Origin of the sequence: Shewanella sp. POL2 (genome assembly GCF_000282755.1) — a bacterium.
Taxonomy (GTDB): Bacteria; Pseudomonadota; Gammaproteobacteria; order Enterobacterales; family Shewanellaceae; genus Shewanella; species Shewanella xiamenensis.
In genome coordinates, this window is sequence record NZ_AKZL01000087.1 from 1 (window position 1) to 18418 (window position 18418).

The 18418-nt window shown below is 47.6% G+C and carries 15 protein-coding genes and 1 pseudogene; 12 read left to right on the forward strand and 4 right to left on the reverse strand.

The window, feature by feature from the left end; translation table 11 throughout:
* Positions 1–837: pseudogene (locus SHEWPOL2_RS18095) on the forward strand (glutamate-5-semialdehyde dehydrogenase); the annotation flags it as partial.
* 58 nt (positions 838–895) lie between these two features.
* On the opposite strand, the gene SHEWPOL2_RS18100 reads toward SHEWPOL2_RS18095, so the two are convergent.
* The 3 genes from SHEWPOL2_RS18100 to SHEWPOL2_RS18110 form a co-directional block, all read right to left on the reverse strand.
* Positions 896–1198, reverse strand: a complete 303-nt coding sequence (locus SHEWPOL2_RS18100) for a hypothetical protein (protein WP_037414983.1) — start codon at positions 1196–1198, stop codon at positions 896–898.
* A 110-nt stretch (positions 1199–1308) separates the two neighbouring features.
* Entirely contained in the window at positions 1309–1785 is a 477-nt protein-coding gene (ybaK, locus tag SHEWPOL2_RS18105) for a Cys-tRNA(Pro) deacylase (protein WP_037430406.1), read from the reverse strand.
* A gap of 123 nt (positions 1786–1908) precedes the next feature.
* Positions 1909–2829, reverse strand: a complete 921-nt coding sequence (locus SHEWPOL2_RS18110; RefSeq protein ID WP_037430408.1) for a DMT family transporter — start codon at positions 2827–2829, stop codon at positions 1909–1911.
* Positions 2830–3115: 286 nt separating this feature from the next.
* On the opposite strand from SHEWPOL2_RS18110, the gene dnaK reads away from it, so the two are divergent.
* A complete protein-coding gene (gene dnaK, locus SHEWPOL2_RS18115) occupies positions 3116–5035 on the forward strand; it encodes a molecular chaperone DnaK (protein WP_023268338.1) in 1920 nt (639 codons plus the stop codon).
* Between the two features lie 109 nt (positions 5036–5144).
* Complete coding sequence (gene dnaJ / locus SHEWPOL2_RS18120) at positions 5145–6278, forward strand: molecular chaperone DnaJ (protein ID WP_037414972.1); 1134 nt, start codon at positions 5145–5147, stop codon at positions 6276–6278.
* Between the two features lie 267 nt (positions 6279–6545).
* On the opposite strand, the gene SHEWPOL2_RS18125 is transcribed toward dnaJ, so the two are convergent.
* A complete protein-coding gene (locus tag SHEWPOL2_RS18125) occupies positions 6546–6779 on the reverse strand; it encodes a phage integrase N-terminal SAM-like domain-containing protein (RefSeq protein WP_050991405.1) in 234 nt (77 codons plus the stop codon).
* A 197-nt stretch (positions 6780–6976) separates the two neighbouring features.
* On the opposite strand from SHEWPOL2_RS18125, the gene SHEWPOL2_RS18130 reads away from it, so the two are divergent.
* The 9 genes from SHEWPOL2_RS18130 to carB all read left to right on the forward strand — a co-directional run bounded on the left by SHEWPOL2_RS18130 (position 6977) and on the right by carB (position 18284).
* Positions 6977–7651 (forward strand): hypothetical protein, encoded by a 675-nt coding sequence (locus SHEWPOL2_RS18130; RefSeq protein WP_037430410.1) that lies wholly within the window; start codon positions 6977–6979, stop codon positions 7649–7651.
* A gap of 128 nt (positions 7652–7779) precedes the next feature.
* The gene (locus tag SHEWPOL2_RS18135) at positions 7780–8448 is read left to right on the forward strand and encodes a hypothetical protein (protein ID WP_037430411.1); all 669 of its coding nucleotides are present in this window, start codon (positions 7780–7782) and stop codon (positions 8446–8448) included.
* Positions 8449–8982: 534 nt separating this feature from the next.
* The gene (locus SHEWPOL2_RS18140) at positions 8983–10323 is read left to right on the forward strand and encodes a DEAD/DEAH box helicase (protein ID WP_037430418.1); all 1341 of its coding nucleotides are present in this window, start codon (positions 8983–8985) and stop codon (positions 10321–10323) included.
* A 132-nt stretch (positions 10324–10455) separates the two neighbouring features.
* Positions 10456–11049 carry a GNAT family protein gene (locus SHEWPOL2_RS18145; RefSeq protein ID WP_037430412.1) on the forward strand — a complete coding sequence of 198 codons (594 nt, stop codon included), beginning with the start codon at positions 10456–10458 and terminating at the stop codon, positions 11047–11049.
* A gap of 135 nt (positions 11050–11184) precedes the next feature.
* Positions 11185–11994: a M48 family metallopeptidase gene (locus SHEWPOL2_RS18150; protein ID WP_037415087.1), complete on the forward strand. Its 810-nt coding sequence runs from the start codon at positions 11185–11187 to the stop codon at positions 11992–11994.
* Positions 11995–12186: 192 nt separating this feature from the next.
* Positions 12187–12804, forward strand: a complete 618-nt coding sequence (locus tag SHEWPOL2_RS18155; RefSeq protein ID WP_037430413.1) for an FKBP-type peptidyl-prolyl cis-trans isomerase — start codon at positions 12187–12189, stop codon at positions 12802–12804.
* A 70-nt stretch (positions 12805–12874) separates the two neighbouring features.
* On the forward strand, positions 12875–13687 hold the full coding sequence (dapB, locus tag SHEWPOL2_RS18160) for a 4-hydroxy-tetrahydrodipicolinate reductase (RefSeq protein WP_037415093.1): 813 nt from the start codon (positions 12875–12877) through the stop codon (positions 13685–13687).
* 169 nt (positions 13688–13856) lie between these two features.
* The gene (gene carA, locus SHEWPOL2_RS18165) at positions 13857–15032 is read left to right on the forward strand and encodes a glutamine-hydrolyzing carbamoyl-phosphate synthase small subunit (protein ID WP_086024082.1); all 1176 of its coding nucleotides are present in this window, start codon (positions 13857–13859) and stop codon (positions 15030–15032) included.
* Between the two features lie 27 nt (positions 15033–15059).
* Positions 15060–18284: a carbamoyl-phosphate synthase large subunit gene (gene carB / locus SHEWPOL2_RS18170; RefSeq protein ID WP_037430414.1), complete on the forward strand. Its 3225-nt coding sequence runs from the start codon at positions 15060–15062 to the stop codon at positions 18282–18284.
* Positions 18285–18418 lie beyond the last annotated feature (134 nt).

An 18418-nucleotide genomic window follows, 5' to 3' on the forward strand; every position in this document is an offset into this window, starting at 1 on the left:
TGATTTTACGTGGCGGAAAAGAGAACCCTCGAATCCAACAAACTGATTAGTGAAGTGATCCGTGGCGCGATTGCAAGCCAAGGGCTGCCTGTCGATGCGGTGCAATTGATTGATTCTCCCGATAGAGTCTTAGTCACAGGGTTACTTAAGCTCGACCAATATGTCGATATGATAGTCCCCCGTGGCGGACAAGCCTTACAGCGTCTTTGCGCCGAGCAAGCGACAATTCCGGTGATTTTAGGTGGCATTGGGATCTGCCATCTGTATGTCGATAAACATGCCGATCTTGAGCGGGCTCTTGAGGTGATTGCCAACGCAAAAGTGCAGCGCCCAACGGTATGCAACGCTCTGGATACCTTGCTGGTGGATAACGCTGTTGCCGAGCGCTTTGTGCCACAAATTGCCGAATACTTACATCGTTTAGGTGTGCGTTTTTCGGTGTGCGAACAAAGCTATACACTGCTCGATGGGTTGGGGTTTGATATTTCCCCGGCAACGGAGCAAAGCTTTGCGACCGAATGGTTATCTTTGACCTTAGGCATTAAAGTGGTGAGTGATATTCATGCAGCAATTGCCCATATCCGTACCTATTCCAGTGGGCACTCTGAGGCGATTCTGACCGATGATATCCATGCTGCAACGTATTTTATGAATGAGGTTAATTCGGCCGCTGTGTATGTAAATGCCAGTACCCGCTTTACCGATGGCGGCCAATTTGGCCTAGGTGCCGAGGTGGCAGTGAGTACGCAAAAGCTCCATGCCCGTGGTCCAATGGGGCTTGAGGCGCTAACCACCTATAAGTGGTTAGCGTGGGGCGATTATACGAGTCGTTCATAGCCTGATTGGTACACTAAAAAGCCGCTGAAAAGCGGCTTTTTAGTGGTAAATCTTTATCTTAGTGGATAAGTGGGGTATAGGTGGCAATCAGCCATAAACATACAAAAGCGATTGACATCACTGTGGTGAATTTTCGAAAGGGCCGGATATATTCCAAGGTATAGAGAAAATACTTCTCTTGCACTTTGCGAGTCAGTAATACCGACGGAAGTAAAAAACTGCAATAGAGCATCACCACCATGGTGGTAAAACCATTCCCCCAAAAATGCTCGTAGATAAAAAGGGCGATACACACCAGCATGGCAACCCAACCGATAGGGGTTATGCCATCTTCTTGATTCCAATGGGTTGATTTTTCCATATGACTATCCTTAGTCACTTAACCGATTGTTTAATTTATAGACGGTTAAGGGGGGCTTTTCAATGATTTTATGGATAGCGTGTAAAAGAATTTTCTAGACCGAGTTTAAGTTATAGGGTTTTAATATCGGCAAATGATCCGCGGCACAACTTCGCTAAGTCATTTGCAGCGAGACATATCTCAAGCCCACGGCGACCAGCACTGACATAGATGTTGTCAAATTGCTTCGCAGTTTCATCAATCAGCGTTGGCAGTTGCTTCTTTTGCGCTAACGGGCTGATCCCTCCAACCAAATAGCCGGAAGACTTTTGCGCTAAATCCGCATCGGCCATTTGCAGTTTTTTCTGGCCTAAACATTTGGCTACGGCTTTTAAATTGAGTTGATGATCAACCGGAACGAGCGCAACCGCAAGCGGCGGATGCGCTTTATCGGTCGCGACCAGTAAGGTTTTAAATACCTGCGCGGGAGCGAGGCCTAATACATTGGCGGCTTCTTCGCCGTAGGCGGCGCAGTGTGGGTCGTGGCTGTATTCTAAGATTTCAAAGGGGATTTTGGCTTTCTTTGCCATTTGTACGGCAGGTGTCATGCTTTACTCCTTGCGTCAATTTCTGGGGCAATAAAAGTCCGCCATAGTAGCTCTTTATTGGCGTTTAAAATGTTAGCTCGGGCATAAATTATCTATACCCGAGTAAGGCACCTTATCCGTTGCTTAGTCCGCAAGTTTGGTATTGAGTTTGGTTTTGCGCTCCAGATAGCGCGGGAATAACTGCTGCAACATCATGCCGCTTAAAATAAAGCCTAGGCCAATGTAGGTTGCGGTGGCGATGGTTTCTTGCAAAATCCAAGCAATAAAACCAATCGACATCACCGGCGATAAAAACACTAAGGTGCTGATATTGGCGGTACGAGTCGCAGTTTTAAGCGCCATTAACCAGAGTACAAAGGTAATCCCCATTTCAAATAAGCCGACATACATCCCCGCCATCACGGCTTTAATGCTAAAGCTAGGGATCGCATCGGTAAGTAACAGCGTGATGGTAATAAAGGGTAAACCGATTAAAAAGCTCAACAGTAGGCTGACGACGGGGTCGCCTTGATCTTTGGTGTTCACAATCCAATATAGGCACCAGAGCAGGGTGCTAGTCAGCGCCAGCCCAATGCCAAGGGGGCTATCGAAGCGAAAACCGCTAATATCGCCGCCAGTGGCAATAATAAATACCCCAGAGTAGGCAATCAGTGCCGCAATCATATCGCTCTTACGCAAATGTTGTTTTAGCAGTGGCGCAGCTAACAGCGGTAGCAATACCGCCCAGGTATAATTAAGTGAGAGCGCCTGCTGGGCGGGTAACAGTGAATAGGCTTTAAACAGCACCACATAATAAAGAAAGGGATTAATCAGCCCAGTGATCAGATAAAAAGTCGGGCGACGTAACAGCTGCGCTTTAAGTAGCGGTAGCTTTTTTTGCCAAGCGAGAATGGCGCCAAGGGCGACGATAGAGGTGAGTACCGCCACAAACACCAGTTGCAACGGGCTATAAAATCCGAGGGCAATCTTAAAGGCGGTTGCCACCGTCGACCAGAGGAATACCGCAGCCATGCCGTACACATACGCCAAATTTGAAGACTTCACACTCTTACCTTATGTACTTAAACCGCCACTCAATGTGCGCAGATTGAATAACAGCTATTGTTGATATGCAAGCGGATTTTACCATTTTGAATATTTTATACAGCTGAGTTTTTCGAAAAGATAAATCAGAAAATTTTTTGTATGGCCCTTGTAATTAAATTCCCTGTCCCAATATAGGTGTTAAGGCTGAGAAGGTGGCCAACAGTGGACTTGAAAAAAATGCGTCCGGCCCCATATCAAAACCAACTTATTAATTTAGTTTGACAGAAATTTTTCGGAGGACCTCATGGGTAAAATTATTGGTATCGACTTAGGCACAACAAACTCTTGTGTAGCTGTCCTCGATGGTGGCAAAGCACGCGTATTAGAGAATGCTGAAGGCGATCGCACAACTCCGTCTATCATCGCTTACACCGATGATGAGACCATCGTGGGTCAGCCAGCAAAACGCCAAGCTGTAACTAACCCAAATAACACATTCTTCGCGATCAAGCGTTTGATCGGTCGTCGCTTCAAAGATGACGAAGTTCAACGTGACGTGAACATCATGCCATTCAAAATTATCCAAGCCGACAACGGTGATGCTTGGGTTGAATCACGTGGCAACAAAATGGCTCCACCACAAGTTTCTGCTGAAATCTTGAAAAAGATGAAGAAAACAGCAGAAGACTTCTTAGGTGAAGAAGTGACAGAAGCGGTAATTACCGTTCCTGCATACTTTAACGATTCACAACGTCAAGCCACTAAAGATGCTGGCCGCATCGCAGGTCTTGAAGTTAAACGTATTATCAACGAACCAACGGCTGCAGCTCTGGCCTACGGTATCGACAAGAAGCAAGGCGACAACATCGTTGCAGTGTACGACTTAGGTGGTGGTACATTCGATATCTCGATCATCGAAATCGACAGCAACGACGGCGACCAAACCTTCGAAGTATTAGCGACTAACGGTGACACTCACTTAGGTGGTGAAGACTTTGACAACCGTTTAATCAACTACTTAGCTGACGAATTCAAGAAAGAGCAAGGCTTAGATCTACGTAAAGATCCATTAGCAATGCAACGTCTGAAAGAAGCGGCTGAAAAGGCGAAGATTGAGCTTTCAAGCACCAACCAAACTGAAGTGAACCTGCCATACATCACTGCCGATGCAACAGGTCCTAAGCACTTAGTGGTGAAAATCACCCGTGCTAAGTTAGAGTCACTGGTTGAAGACTTAATCATTCGTACCTTAGAGCCATTAAAAGTGGCACTGGCTGACGCTGACTTATCAGTATCAGACATTAACGAAGTGATTTTAGTGGGCGGTCAAACCCGTATGCCTAAGGTTCAAGAAGCGGTTTCTAACTTCTTCGGTAAAGAACCTCGTAAAGACGTAAACCCAGACGAAGCCGTAGCCGTAGGTGCTGCGATTCAAGCGGGCGTACTGTCAGGCGACGTGAAAGACGTTCTGCTGTTAGACGTAACACCACTGTCTCTGGGTATCGAAACCATGGGCAGCGTAATGACCAAGCTGATTGAGAAAAACACTACTATTCCGACTAAGGCACAGCAAGTGTTCTCAACAGCCGATGACAACCAAAGTGCAGTAACCATTCACGTACTGCAAGGTGAACGTAAGCAAGCAAGCGCGAACAAGTCATTAGGTCAGTTCAACCTTGACGGTATTGAGCCAGCACCACGTGGCATGCCACAAATCGAAGTGATGTTCGATATCGACGCTGACGGTATTCTGCATGTTTCTGCAACCGATAAGAAAACCGGTAAGAAACAAAACATCACCATCAAAGCTTCTTCTGGCTTAAGCGAAGAAGAAGTGGCGCAAATGGTACGTGACGCTGAAGCCCACGCTGAAGAAGACAAGAAGTTTGAAGAGTTAGTGCAATCTCGCAACCAAGCAGATGGCTTAGTTCACGCAACTAAGAAACAAGTTGAAGAAGCGGGCGATGCACTGCCAGCAGACGACAAAGCTAAGATTGAAGCGGCAATGAGCGCAGTTGAAGTTGCAGCAAAAGGCAACGACAAAGAAGCCATTGAAAAAGCGACTCAAGAGCTGATTGAAGCGTCTGCTAAGCTGATGGAAATTGCTCAGGCTAAAGCTCAAACTCAAGGCGGCGCACAAGAAGGTGCTGCTAAACAGTCTAACGCGACTGCCGATGACGTTGTCGATGCTGAATTTGAAGAAGTGAAAGACGACAAGAAATAACATTTGCTCTCAATCAAATTGATTGATTTCAAATAGTTAATTTCTAGGCGGGCGTTACGGGGAAACCCTAACGCCCGTTCGTTCAACTTAAGCTGAGAAGCATGAGATTATGTCAAAGCGAGATTATTACGAAGTATTAGGCGTTGGTCGTGACGCCAGCGAACGTGAAATTAAAAAAGCCTACAAGCGTTTGGCGATGAAGTTTCACCCCGATCGCAACCCTGGCGACAAAGCTGCTGAGGCGAGCTTTAAAGAAGTTAAAGAAGCCTACGAAATCCTTACCGATGCCAACAAAAAAGCGGCCTATGACCAATTTGGTCATGCGGGTGTGGATCCGAATCGCGGCGGCGGTGGTGGCTACGGCGGCGCGGGAGATTTCGGCGATATTTTCGGTGATGTCTTTGGCGATATTTTCGGCGGTGGACGTCGTGGCGGTCAACGCCAAGCGGCCCGCGGCTCAGATTTACGTTACAACCTAGAGTTATCACTGGAAGAAGCCGTAAAAGGCCTCACCAAAGAACTGCGTATTCCAACCTTAGCTAGCTGTGATGTGTGTGACGGCAGCGGTGCGAAAAAAGGCACTTCGGCGACCACTTGTACAACCTGTCATGGTCAAGGCCAAGTGCAAATGCGCCAAGGTTTCTTCACCGTACAACAGCCATGTCCAACCTGTCATGGACGCGGCAAGATCATTAAAGATCCTTGTACTAAGTGCCATGGCGATGGCCGTGTCGAAAAAACGAAGACATTGTCAGTTAAGATCCCAGCAGGTGTCGACACTGGCGACCGTATTCGTTTAGCGGGTGAAGGTGAAGCGGGCGAGTTTGGCGCGCCAGCGGGCGATTTATATGTTCAGGTCAGTGTGCGTGAACATGCCATCTTTGTTCGCGATGGCAACAACCTCTACTGCGAAGTGCCGATTTCATTCAGTAAAGCGGCGCTCGGCGGCGAGATTGAAGTGCCAACACTGGACGGTAAAGTCAGCCTGAAGATCCCTGCCGAAACGCAAACGGGCCGTATGTTCCGTCTGCGTGGTAAAGGGGTTAAATCGGTTCGCAGCCATGCCGTTGGCGATTTGCTCTGCAAAGTCGTGATGGAAACGCCAGTCAACCTAAACGAGCGTCAGAAAGAATTACTGCGTGAGTTTGAAGCGACCTTAACCGGCGAATCAAAGAAGCACAGCCCAAAGGCTGAAGGCTTTTTCGATGGCGTGAAGAAGTTTTTCCAAGACCTAAATAGCTAATTAGGTTGGGTGGCGCAGCGGTTATGTTAGCAGCGCACGAGATAAATAAAGCCTCGCAGTGTTTAGCACTAGCGGGGCTTTTTTATGCTTGATTGCATGCTCAAATTTCAAACTCTGTCCGCAGCAATCAATTAAGCACTGTCATTTCAGTGACTCGCCATAAACTCTTCCCTGAGGGCTCGACGACGGCATCCATGCCGTCAACGGTCACTTCCATGGCAGTGCTTAATCTTTTTAAGTCCTGCGTATACCTGATAAATGTTCTGTCTAGCCGATCTTTCCTGTAACGGTGCTCCATGAATGGGAGGCAATCAAATCGGCAAAATAGCGCTTCAAATCATATGTAGTCAAGTGGGCTGGGCGGCAATCAAAATAAGTCGCAATTCGGCGTATCGCTTGGCTATAGACATCAATGGTTGCAGACCTCTTGCCATGCAAGGTTAAGTGGGTAAGATGTTGTTCATCAGGTAAATCAAAGCGTTGTTGTTCGTGAATGTCCATGATGATATTTCTAGGTGTGCGGCCGAAGCAGGTTGCGTCTAGCAAGTATTTTGAATGTAGGGAAAAAGATGGCTTTATCTTGTTCCTGGCAAAAAGCGACTTCGTTCAACAAGTGGCTCAACTGTTCGCTTCGTTCACTGGGACGTTCTAAAGCCCGCCTCTTGACTAAAGTTATGCACTAAATCAAGGTTGAAAACATGGAATCAAATCAGTTTTTAGGTCTAGTAAAATTCTTCAGGAACGAAGATTTCCTTGATAGTTTACGAGATGGTTGTTTCCACTGTACACCTCCAGAAGTTTATCGGCTTGATGAGCAAGAAGGTGTTTCAGACAAGTTTGAGAGCTGCGCATACTCTTATAGAAAAGATCGAGGCGACTCGCCAATCATAGCCAAATTTGGTGATATTGATATTAGCGATGCTTTAGGGATAACAGTACATAATCGAAAAGAAAAAGATGCTTGGATGCATTGCTGGTTTTCACTGCGTTTACCTAAGGATCTGGAAGCTCTAGAAAAGCTGAAAGATGATGTGGCTAAAATGAAAGCTCAATTTGGGACTCATTACGCGTTCTTACCTGCTCAAAATCTAAAGCCACTGGTTTCCAAGTTACAAGGCTTAAGTAATAAACCACTATTTTGTGGTGAGGTTGAATACACTGGAGACAGATCAAAGTGGGGAAATTTGGTTAAAGCTCTGGATTATGCATATCAACGCGAATATAGATTTTTGTTTGGTGAATGTTCTACAACTGAGACTGATTACTATATATTCAATAGTCATGATGGCTTTTCAGATCTAATTCTTAAAAATACCGATTTTAAACTACAGAGTGATGATGGCGAACAAATTTGGTTTGATCTCAGAGCATAGCAAATAGTTGGTGCTCGTAAATTTCCGTAGAGCGCGGTGTTATGTATGCGATAAACACTAGTAATAAGAAACGCGAAGATTTTTTACTAACCACCGACTTGTATAGGATTTTATAGGTTGATTCTTAAATGCAAATACAAATTTTAATGAGTACATATTTATCTATACATCACGCAAAATCAGCCGCTCATTTTTCCAGACTTGCTGCCCGTATAGAAAATAATGAAAATCAACTGAATAGGAGCGAAATAGCCTCCCATGTGGGAGCTTCAATACTTTCTGCTGTCGCATTTTTGGAGGCAACAATAAATGAGTTGTTTGCTGAATCGGAAAGGGACTCAAATGCTTGGTTAGCTAATGTCACGGACAAAAGTAAGAAATTAATCAAAACGTTGTCAGAAATCGATGCAATAGATAGAGCCAATATACTTGAGAAATATGACATATTTTTAGTTGCTGCGGGTTTTGAACCAATAAGTAGAGGTTGTCCTGAAAGCCAAAATGTAAAGGCCCTGATTACTTTGAGGAACAACATTACTCACTATAAGGCTTCTTGGCTGGACTCTGGATCTAAGGAGCTAATGCGCAAAGGTAGCTCTCACAAGGGTAATTATTGGATTGAACTGAACCAGCTTATTTTCGGTAAAAATCACAATCACAAAGCACATACGTGGGAACAAAGCGAGTATGCCGAATGGGCTTGTAAATCTTCATTTGAATTCGTTGAGGCCGTGTTTAAAGTATTAGGATCTCCGTCAAACATTAATCATGTGCAAGAAGATTTACTTCTGAGATAGCATCAATAAAACAATTTCAGAACAGGCACAAAAAGTAGTTCATTCTCTAGTGGCAGAACAAAAGAAACACAAAAGAAAGGACAGGCGGAACTCTTTCAAGATTAACAGCTGACACAGTAATTTCAGGAGTTCACCTTCCCCTGCGAAGTTGCTGAAGGGCGTTGAAGGAAATCGCGTGAGCGAGGCATGGATGCCGAGTTAGCTTTCGGGGTACAGGATGTACCATCGGAAGCGTTAGCGATTTTCGAATAAGCACGAAGCCAGTCTCTAATGCATGTAACTTCGCTAGGGCGGCAAGGGAGATCCAAGAGGGGATTGCTGTTGATCCCCTCTTGGTCGGGTGTGGGTTGAAGACCCACGACTTTGATTTAAAAACCTTTAACTCAATCATTGCTTGTCGATAGTTGGTAATCCGATACGTCACTGGATATGACGAAACAACTATCCCAAGGCTTTAGTCCAAGCCGAAACAACATTGGTATTAGCAGCCAACTCTGCGTAAACTTTCGCTCCCATGTTTTTATCGGTGTTGTGATGACCATTCCTAAACCTTCTCCTTCCACAGAGTCTTCCCCTGAGCCGTTAACCTTTGCCGAGCTTGGCGTCAATGTGGCGTTATGTTCGGTATTGCCAGCCGGGCTCAAGCATCCGACACGGGTGCAGCAATTAGCGATTCCGGCGATTCTGGCGGGGCGGGATGTGTTAGCGCTGTCGCAAACCGGTAGCGGTAAGACCTTGGCTTTCGGTTTACCTTTGCTGCAAATCCTCTGGCAACAAATTGCTGAGCAAACGATGGCTAAATCCGTGCCTGCGGCTAATCCACTGGCATTAGTGTTGGTGCCAACGCGTGAGTTAGCGCAGCAGGTAACGATAGCGTTGCACGCGCTGGCGAGTAAGTTATCGTCTTCTTTGAATATTCAGCTCCTCTGTGGCGGTATCGCGCAGGAAGAGCAATTAGCCGAACTTGCCGCTAAACCGCAGTTTGTGGTGGCAACCCCTGGGCGCTTATTGGATTTATGCACGCAGTCCTATATCCGTCTCGATTCGATAAAATATCTAGTGCTAGACGAAGCCGACCGCTTACTGGAAATGGGATTTTGGCCCGATGTGCAAAAGCTGATGACCATGATGCCTAAGCGTAAGCAAACCTTACTGTTTTCAGCCACCTTGCCAGAGGCGTTGGATTCCTTGGTGGGTAAATTGCTGAGCAATAATCCCCTGCGGGTTGAAGCCAGTACACGCAATGCTGTCGCCGCCGAAATCGAAGAGCAACTGTATTTAGTCAATAAGGGCAGTAAGGCGCAGGCATTGATTGCGTTACTCAAACAATATCAATGGCCGCAAGTGCTAGTGTTTATCAGTGCCCGCGATGATGCTGATGCGATAGCGAAACGACTCGTTAAGGCGGGGATAAATGCTGCTGCGCTGCACGGTGAAAAAGATCAAACCGTGCGCAGCCAAACCTTGGCCGACTTTAAAGCCAATCGTATTCAAGTGGTGGTGGCGACAGATTTGATGGCCCGAGGTATTCATGTTGATGCCTTACCAGTGGTGATCAATTTAGATTTACCCACCAGTGCGCCTGTATATGTGCACCGTATTGGCCGCACCGCAAGGGCGGGCGCCAAAGGGCTCGCTATCTCTTTGGTGTGCCATGGTGAAGTGCCAAGCTTAACCGCGATCCGCAACTTGACGGCGCGTGAGTTACCGTTAGCATCATTGGCAGACTTTCCGGTGACCGATAAGCCGAGCGAAAGAGCTAGAGAAGATGCGGCCGAGAATAAGGTTGTACCTAAGCGTCCACCTCGGGATAAACAGGCGAATCGTCGCAGTATTAATAAGCACAGCGTCAAAGCCTTTAAAGGCAAGCGTTGAGATAAGCCCGCGCTGCTATCCATAAACTGCTAGCACTTATTGGTACTGTTTACCGGTTTCCGCTGGGTGAACTATATAGCGAGTTTAGGGACTTACTGACATTAGCGGTTTATTCACATGAAAGGAGCTGGCATGGCGTCGACATTGGCGATAGGTAACGCACTTCACCATATGGTAAATCACGGTTTAACCACCCAACGTTTTACGCTTCGAGCATTTCAGCGAGCGGATCTTGAAGCTTTTACCGCCTATCGAGCCGAGCCTAAGGTCGCCAAATATCAAAGCTGGACGGATTACTCTTATAGCGATGCTGTCGCGTTATTCGAGAATATGGATTACGCACAATTTGGCGCGGCGGACACTTGGTTTCAATTGGCGATTGTCACTGAGGCATCGTTTGCGACGCCTGCCACCTTAGTGGGCGATGTGGCGCTGCATTTTATCGATGAGCAGCAAATGGAAATCGGCTTTACGATTGCGCCTGAGTATCAAGGCCAGCAGGTTGCGTTTGAGGCCGTCAGCGCATTGCTGGGTTATCTCTTTGTGGAATTAGATAAGCATCGTGTTATTGCGATAACCGATGTAGACAATCTTGCCTGCTGTAGATTACTCGAAAAACTCGGCTTTCGGCGCGAAGCCCATTATGTCAAAAATATCTTCTTTAAGGGTGCATGGGGCGATGAGTATCTCTATGCCATGTTAAGGGAAGACTATATTGCACCTTAACTGGCGCTAGGCTCACTCGTGCTACCAGACAAGATTCTGAATCTCGTTTGGCTTCTGCTTGCTATCTCAGTAAAATCTTAATCATGATTAGTTGAGTCTGCTAGCTTCAGCCTCGTTCGGATTAAGGAGTTCCCTATGAAATCAATAACACTCGCCTTAGTGGCGGTTGGACTCACGTTAGGATTATCGGGCTGCGCGACCACTAAATCGCCCACGGGGCGTGGCCAAACCTTGCTGTATTCGGCATCGCAAATGCAGCAAATGGGGGATGCTTCTTTTGAAGAAATGAAAAAGCAGCAAAAGATCAGCAGCGATAAAAAGCTCACCCAGTATGTAAATTGTGTGGCGAATCGCGTCACCGCTGTGCTACCCGATCAAAGCCAGAAGTGGGATGTCGTGCTATTCAACTCCGAGCAAGTGAACGCCTTTGCATTGCCTGGCGGACACATTGGCGTGTATACCGGATTATTAAAAGTCGCGAGCACGCCGGATCAACTGGCGACAGTCTTAGGCCATGAAGTGGCCCACGTATTAGCCCAGCACGGTAATGAGCAGGTCTCTCGGGCGCAGATGACGGGGATGGGGATGCAAATCGCCGATGCCGCCCTTGGCGCGAGCGGCGTTTCAAACCGTGACTTATATATGTCGGCTTTGGGGCTTGGTGCGCAGGTCGGGGTGATTTTACCCTTTGGCCGCGCTCAGGAGAGTGAGGCGGATGTGATGGGGCTGGAGCTGATGGCACGGGCAGGGTTCGACCCTGCCCAGAGCGTGGTGCTGTGGCACAATATGTCGAAAGCGGGAGGTAGCCAAGGGCCAGAGCTGTTATCAACGCATCCATCCAACAGCAATCGCATTGCCCAACTCGAGCAATTACAGGGGCAAATGCAGCCTTTGTATCAGAGCGCAAAGGCGAGTATCAAAAATCAATGCGTGTTGCCTAAATAGTCATTCAGAGCGTGGCGATCGTTTAGATGCAGGCCTTATCTTGCCGCAATTAGGCGCTATTGCTGGATAAATACGCATCGGTTACGTAAAATCGCCGCCAAAGTTAAATAAGCAGTCAGTTTATCAGCATAGGGCGTGGAACTATGGTAAACTGGCGCGCAAAATTCCATTGAACATTGAGAGTCGTTAATTATGTCTGATAAATTCAGTACTGTTGAACAGCAAGCAAGCTATGGTGTTGGTCGTCAAATGGGCGAGCAACTGGCTGCCAATTCTTTTGAAGGTGTGGATATTGCTGCTGTTCAAGCAGGCTTAGCCGATGCGTTTGCTGGCGTTGAAAGCGCTGTATCTATGCAAGATATGCAAGTTGCATTCACTGAGATCAGCCGTCGCATTCAAGCGGCTCAAGAGCAAGCAGCTGCTGCGGCTTCTGCTGAAGGTGAAGCGTTTTTAGTGGAAAACGCTAAACGTGCAGGCGTGATCGTGACTGACTCTGGTCTGCAATACGAAGTATTAGTTCAAGGTAGTGGTGCAAAACCAACCTACGAAGATACTGTTCGTACTCACTACCATGGTTCTTTCATCAATGGTGATGTGTTCGACAGCTCTGTTGTTCGTGGTCAACCAGCTGAATTCCCAGTATCTGGCGTTATCGCTGGCTGGACTGAGGCACTGCAACTGATGCCAGTAGGCACCAAGTTAAAATTATTCGTTCCACATCACTTAGCTTACGGTGAGCGTGGTGCGGGTGCTTCTATTCCTCCATACTCAACCTTAGTGTTTGAAGTCGAGTTATTAGACATCGTCTAATGTGATTGAAACGCCTAAGCCAGTCTTAGGCGTTTTTGTATGGAAGACAAAAAAGATTGAGGAGATTGAAATGAGTGGACAAGTGAGAGTTGCAATTGTCGGTGCGGGTGGACGCATGGGACGGACTCTTATTGAATCGGCTTATCATCAAGAGCACATTCGCTTAGGCGCGGCGATTGAGCGTTCAGGTTCAAGCTTAATTGGCGTGGATGCGGGCGAGCTTGTCGGTGTGGGTAAGTTAAATGTCATTATCATGGATTCGCTTGACTATGCGACCGATGACTTTGATGTGCTGATTGATTTTACTGCGCCAGAGGCCAGTATTGTCCATTTAGATTGGTGCGTACGCCATAAGAAAGCCATGGTGATCGGCACAACCGGTTTCAATCATGCTCAAAAAGAACAAATCAATGCCTTTGCCGAGCAAACGCCGGTGGTGATGGCGCCGAATATGTCTGTGGGTGTCAATCTGATGTGGAAATTGCTTGAGTTGGCCGCTGAGGTCATGGGCGATTACACTGATATCGAGATTATCGAAGGTCACCACAGATATAAGAAAGATGCGCCATCTGGCACGGCACTAAAAATGGGTGAAGTGATTGCCAAGACCTTAGGTCGTGATCTTGAAAAATGCGCCGTCTATGGCCGCGAAGGGATCACTGGCGAGCGTGACCGTGAAACCATCGGTTTTGCGACTGTGCGCGCGGGTGATTTAGTCGGTGAGCATACCGCCATGTTTGCCGATATTGGTGAGCGTTTAGAGATCACCCATAAAGCCTCAAGCCGTATGACCTTTGCCAACGGCGCTATGCGTGCCGCTCATTGGTTGGTGGAGCAGAAACCGGGTCTGTATGATATGCAGCAGGTATTAGGTTTACATTAAAATTAAAAAACGCCATTTGGCGTTTTTTTTTTGCACTCAGATACCAATGTATAGACGAGTTTGAGTTTATCCTGTAAACTCGCTGGAATTTGTCAAAATTTCGTAAATCAGCGGAAATTGGTATCTTAACATAACATAAAAACATTATATTTCAGTGGCTTGGCTCTTTATGGAGGTCGCGTTGACAAAGTCTGCCTTACTCGTACTCGAAGATGGAACCGTATTCACTGGCACAGCAATAGGTGCCGATGGTCTCTCAGTTGGTGAAGTTGTTTTTAACACTTCGATGACGGGATACCAAGAAATTTTAACTGATCCCTCTTATTCACGCCAGATAGTAACTTTAACCTACCCCCACATTGGTAATACTGGTACCAATAATGAAGATGTCGAATCCAATGGGGTTCATGCTTGTGGTTTAATCATTCGCGATCTTCCGCTCATAGCAAGTAGTTTCCGTAATCAACAAACCCTTAGCGATTATCTCAAAGCAAACAATGTTGTTGGCATCGCAGATATCGATACTCGTAAATTAACTCGAATCCTCCGTGAAAAAGGTGCCCAAGCGGGTTGCATCATGGCGGGTGCTGACTTAGATGAAGTCAAAGCGCTTGCAGCTGCTAAAGCCTTCCCAGGTTTAAAGGGCATGGATTTAGCGAAAGAAGTCACTACTGACAAAGCCTACCAATGGCGTAAAGGTAGCTGGCGTTTAGTGGGTGGTTTGCCTGAAGATACTCCAGCAGAAGCGCTTAAATACAAAGTGGTTGCCTACGACTACGGCGTTAAGCAAAACATCCTGCGTATGTTGGTTGACCGTGGCTGTGATGTGACGGTTGTTCCTGCAAAAACACCCGCTGCTGACGTGTTAGCGATGAACCCAGACGGTGTGTTCCTCTCTAATGGTCCCGGTGACCCAGAGCCATGCGACTACGCGATTGAAGCGATTCAACAAATCCTGAAAACCGATACGCCGATTTTCGGTATCTGTTTAGGCCACCAATTACTGGCATTGGCATCAGGCGCGAAAACCTTAAAGATGAAGTTTGGTCACCATGGTGCTAACCACCCAGTGAGCAATATCGAAAAAGGTAACGTGATGATCACCAGCCAAAACCACGGTTTTGCTGCCGATGAAGCCACATTACCTGCCAATATCAAAGTGACCCACAAGTCACTGTTCGATGGTTCACTGCAAGGTATCCATCTGACGGATAAACCTGCGTTCAGCTTCCAAGGTCACCCTGAAGCGAGCCCTGGTCCGAACGATGCGGCCCCACTGTTCGATCACTTTATCGAGCTTATTGAACACTATCGTCTTGTAACGAAAAGTCAGAACGCTAAGTAATACGCAAGCTAGGAGAAGAGAGAAGCAATGCCAAAACGTACAGATATAAAGAGTATTCTTATCCTAGGTGCAGGCCCGATTGTCATTGGTCAGGCGTGTGAGTTCGACTATTCAGGCGCTCAAGCCTGTAAAGCCCTGCGTGAAGAAGGTTACCGCGTCATTCTGGTGAACTCTAACCCTGCCACCATTATGACCGACCCTGAAATGGCCGATGCCACTTACATCGAGCCAATCCAATGGGAAGTGGTACGTAACATTATCGCTAAAGAACGTCCTGATGCGATTCTGCCTACCATGGGCGGTCAAACCGCTCTAAACTGCGCGCTTGAGCTTGAGGCTAAAGGCGTGCTGGCTGAATTTAACGTTGAAATGATCGGCGCGACTGCCGACGCGATTGATAAAGCCGAAGACCGTAGCCGCTTCGACAAAGCCATGAAGAGCATTGGTTTAGAGTGTCCACGCGCGGGCATCGCCCACAGCATGGAAGAAGCCTATGGCGTTCTTGAGCAAGTGGGTTTCCCTTGTATTATCCGTCCATCATTCACTATGGGTGGCTCGGGCGGTGGTATCGCCTATAACAAGGAAGAGTTCGAAGAAATCTGTTCTCAAGGTTTAGATTTATCGCCAACCAAAGAGCTGCTCATTGACGAGAGCTTAATCGGTTGGAAAGAATACGAGATGGAAGTGGTTCGTGACCGTAACGACAACTGTATCATCGTGTGCTCTATCGAAAACTTCGACCCAATGGGTGTGCATACTGGCGACTCTATTACCGTTGCACCCGCGCAAACTCTGACTGACAAAGAATACCAAATCATGCGTAATGCCTCTATGGCCGTACTGCGTGAGATTGGGGTTGAAACGGGCGGTTCGAACGTACAGTTTGGTATCAACCCGAAAGATGGCCGTATGGTGATCATCGAGATGAACCCACGGGTATCGCGTTCATCGGCATTGGCATCAAAAGCAACTGGCTTCCCGATTGCAAAAATTGCGGCCAAGTTAGCGGTGGGGTTCACCCTCGATGAGCTGATGAACGACATTACTGGCGGCCGTACGCCAGCGTCGTTCGAGCCTGCAATTGACTATGTTGTGACTAAAGTACCTCGCTTTAACTTTGAAAAGTTCGCTGGTTCTAACGACCGCTTAACCACGCAGATGAAGTCTGTGGGTGAAGTGATGGCGATTGGCCGTACTTTCCAAGAGTCACTACAAAAAGCCCTGCGCGGTTTAGAAGTAAGCCGTCACGGTTTAGACCCGATTACTGACATGTCTAAGCCTGATGCGTTAGCCCGTATCCGCCTCGAGCTAAAAGAGCCTGGCTGTGACCGTATTTGGTACATCGCCGATGCGATGCGTGCGGGTTTAACCCTGGATGAAATCTTCCGTTTAACCAATATTGACCCATGGTTCTTAGTCCAGATTGAAGAGCTGATTAAGCTGGAAGGCCAAGTGGCCGAAGGCGGTTTAGCCGGTCTTAACGAAGAACTGCTGCGTAAGCTTAAGCGTAAAGGTTTTGCCGATGCGCGTCTGGCGGCGGTCCTTGGCGTAAACGAGACTGAAGTCCGTAAATTGCGTGACCGTTTCGACATCCACCCAGTTTACAAGCGCGTAGATACCTGCGCGGCTGAATTTGCGACTGACACCGCTTACATGTACTCAACCTACGAGGAAGAGTGTGAAGCGAACCCATCTGACCGTGACAAAATCATGGTGTTAGGTGGTGGTCCAAACCGTATCGGTCAAGGTATCGAATTCGATTACTGCTGTGTGCACGCGGCATTAGCCCTGCGTGAAGACGGTTATGAAACCATCATGGTGAACTGTAACCCTGAAACCGTTTCTACTGACTACGACACCTCAGATCGTCTGTACTTCGAGCCTGTTACCCTAGAAGATGTGTTAGAAATCGTCCGTATCGAGAAGCCAAAGGGCGTTATCGTGCAGTACGGTGGTCAAACTCCGCTGAAACTGGCTCGCGCCCTTGAGGCGGCGGGTGTGCCGATTATTGGTACTAGCCCAGATGCGATTGACCGTGCAGAAGACCGTGAGCGTTTCCAGCAAGCGATTCAACGCCTGGAAATGAAGCAGCCTGAAAACGATACCGTCACTACGGTTGAAGGTGCTGTAATTGCCGCTGAGCGTATCGGTTATCCACTGGTTGTTCGTCCATCCTATGTACTGGGCGGCCGCGCGATGGAAATCGTTTACGACCAACAGGATTTACTGCGCTACTTCAACGAAGCGGTAAGCGTATCTAACGCATCACCAGTACTGTTAGACCACTTCCTAGATGATGCTATCGAAGTGGATATCGACGCAGTCTGTGACGGTGAAACTGTGGTTATCGGCGCGATTATGGAGCATATCGAGCAGGCGGGTGTTCACTCAGGTGACTCAGGTTGTTCTCTGCCTCCTTACACCCTAAGCCAAGAAATCCAAGATCGCATGCGCGTACAAGTCGGCAAGTTGGCGATGGAGCTGGGTGTTGTCGGTCTGATGAACGTGCAGTTTGCCGTGAAGAATAACGAAATCTACATGATTGAAGTTAACCCACGTGCAGCGCGTACCGTGCCATTTGTGTCGAAAGCCACTGGTGTGCCGTTAGCGAAGATTGCCGCCCGTGTGATGGCAGGTCAAAGCTTAAAAGCACAAAACTTCACTCAAGAAGTCATCCCACCTTTCTACTCAGTGAAAGAAGTGGTACTGCCATTTAACAAGTTCCCTGGCGTTGACCCACTGTTAGGCCCAGAAATGCGCTCAACGGGTGAGGTGATGGGCGTGGGCGATACCTTCGCCGAGGCCTATGCTAAGGCGCAGTTAGGTGCGACTTCAGAAGTGCCTAAGTCTGGTCGTGCACTCTTGTCTGTGCGTAACAGCGATAAGAAACGTGTTGCCGACTTAGCCGCTAAGTTGATTGAGCTGGGTTATCAAATCGATGCCACCCACGGTACAGCGGTTATCCTAGGTGAAGCGGGTATCAACCCACGCTTAGTGAACAAGGTACACGAAGGCCGTCCACACATTCTTGACCGCATCAAGAACGGTGAGTACACCTACATTGTGAACACCACCGAAGGCCGTCAAGCGATTGAAGACTCGCGTCAATTACGTCGCGGTGCACTGCGTTACAAAGTGAACTACACCACGACGATGAACGCGGCATTTGCCACTTGCATGGCACACGCTGCGGACGATCGCACTAACGTGACTTCAGTGCAAGAGCTGCATCAGCGCGTATTGGCTAAATAAGCCATAAGCCTCTGCAATCAAAAGGCCGGATAACTGAGTTATCCGGCCTTTGTTTTTAAGGGGTAAAAGGTTTATAAACCGATACGCTCGGTTTCCATTGGCGGCGCATCATTGGGCAGCCAGCGGTGATAAAT

Coding starts and splice junctions, on each gene's coding strand:
- SHEWPOL2_RS18100 (WP_037414983.1), bottom strand. CDS start 1,198: ATGGAAAAATCAACCCATTGGAATCAAGAAGATGGCATAACCCCTATC.
- ybaK (WP_037430406.1), bottom strand. CDS start 1,785: ATGACACCTGCCGTACAAATGGCAAAGAAAGCCAAAATCCCCTTTGAA.
- dnaK (WP_023268338.1), top strand. CDS start 3,116: ATGGGTAAAATTATTGGTATCGACTTAGGCACAACAAACTCTTGTGTA.
- dnaJ (WP_037414972.1), top strand. CDS start 5,145: ATGTCAAAGCGAGATTATTACGAAGTATTAGGCGTTGGTCGTGACGCC.
- SHEWPOL2_RS18125 (WP_050991405.1), bottom strand. CDS start 6,779: ATGGACATTCACGAACAACAACGCTTTGATTTACCTGATGAACAACAT.
- SHEWPOL2_RS18130 (WP_037430410.1), top strand. CDS start 6,977: ATGGAATCAAATCAGTTTTTAGGTCTAGTAAAATTCTTCAGGAACGAA.
- SHEWPOL2_RS18135 (WP_037430411.1), top strand. CDS start 7,780: ATGCAAATACAAATTTTAATGAGTACATATTTATCTATACATCACGCA.
- SHEWPOL2_RS18140 (WP_037430418.1), top strand. CDS start 8,983: ATGACCATTCCTAAACCTTCTCCTTCCACAGAGTCTTCCCCTGAGCCG.
- SHEWPOL2_RS18145 (WP_037430412.1), top strand. CDS start 10,456: ATGGCGTCGACATTGGCGATAGGTAACGCACTTCACCATATGGTAAAT.
- SHEWPOL2_RS18150 (WP_037415087.1), top strand. CDS start 11,185: ATGAAATCAATAACACTCGCCTTAGTGGCGGTTGGACTCACGTTAGGA.
- SHEWPOL2_RS18155 (WP_037430413.1), top strand. CDS start 12,187: ATGTCTGATAAATTCAGTACTGTTGAACAGCAAGCAAGCTATGGTGTT.
- dapB (WP_037415093.1), top strand. CDS start 12,875: ATGAGTGGACAAGTGAGAGTTGCAATTGTCGGTGCGGGTGGACGCATG.
- carA (WP_086024082.1), top strand. CDS start 13,857: ATGGAGGTCGCGTTGACAAAGTCTGCCTTACTCGTACTCGAAGATGGA.
- carB (WP_037430414.1), top strand. CDS start 15,060: ATGCCAAAACGTACAGATATAAAGAGTATTCTTATCCTAGGTGCAGGC.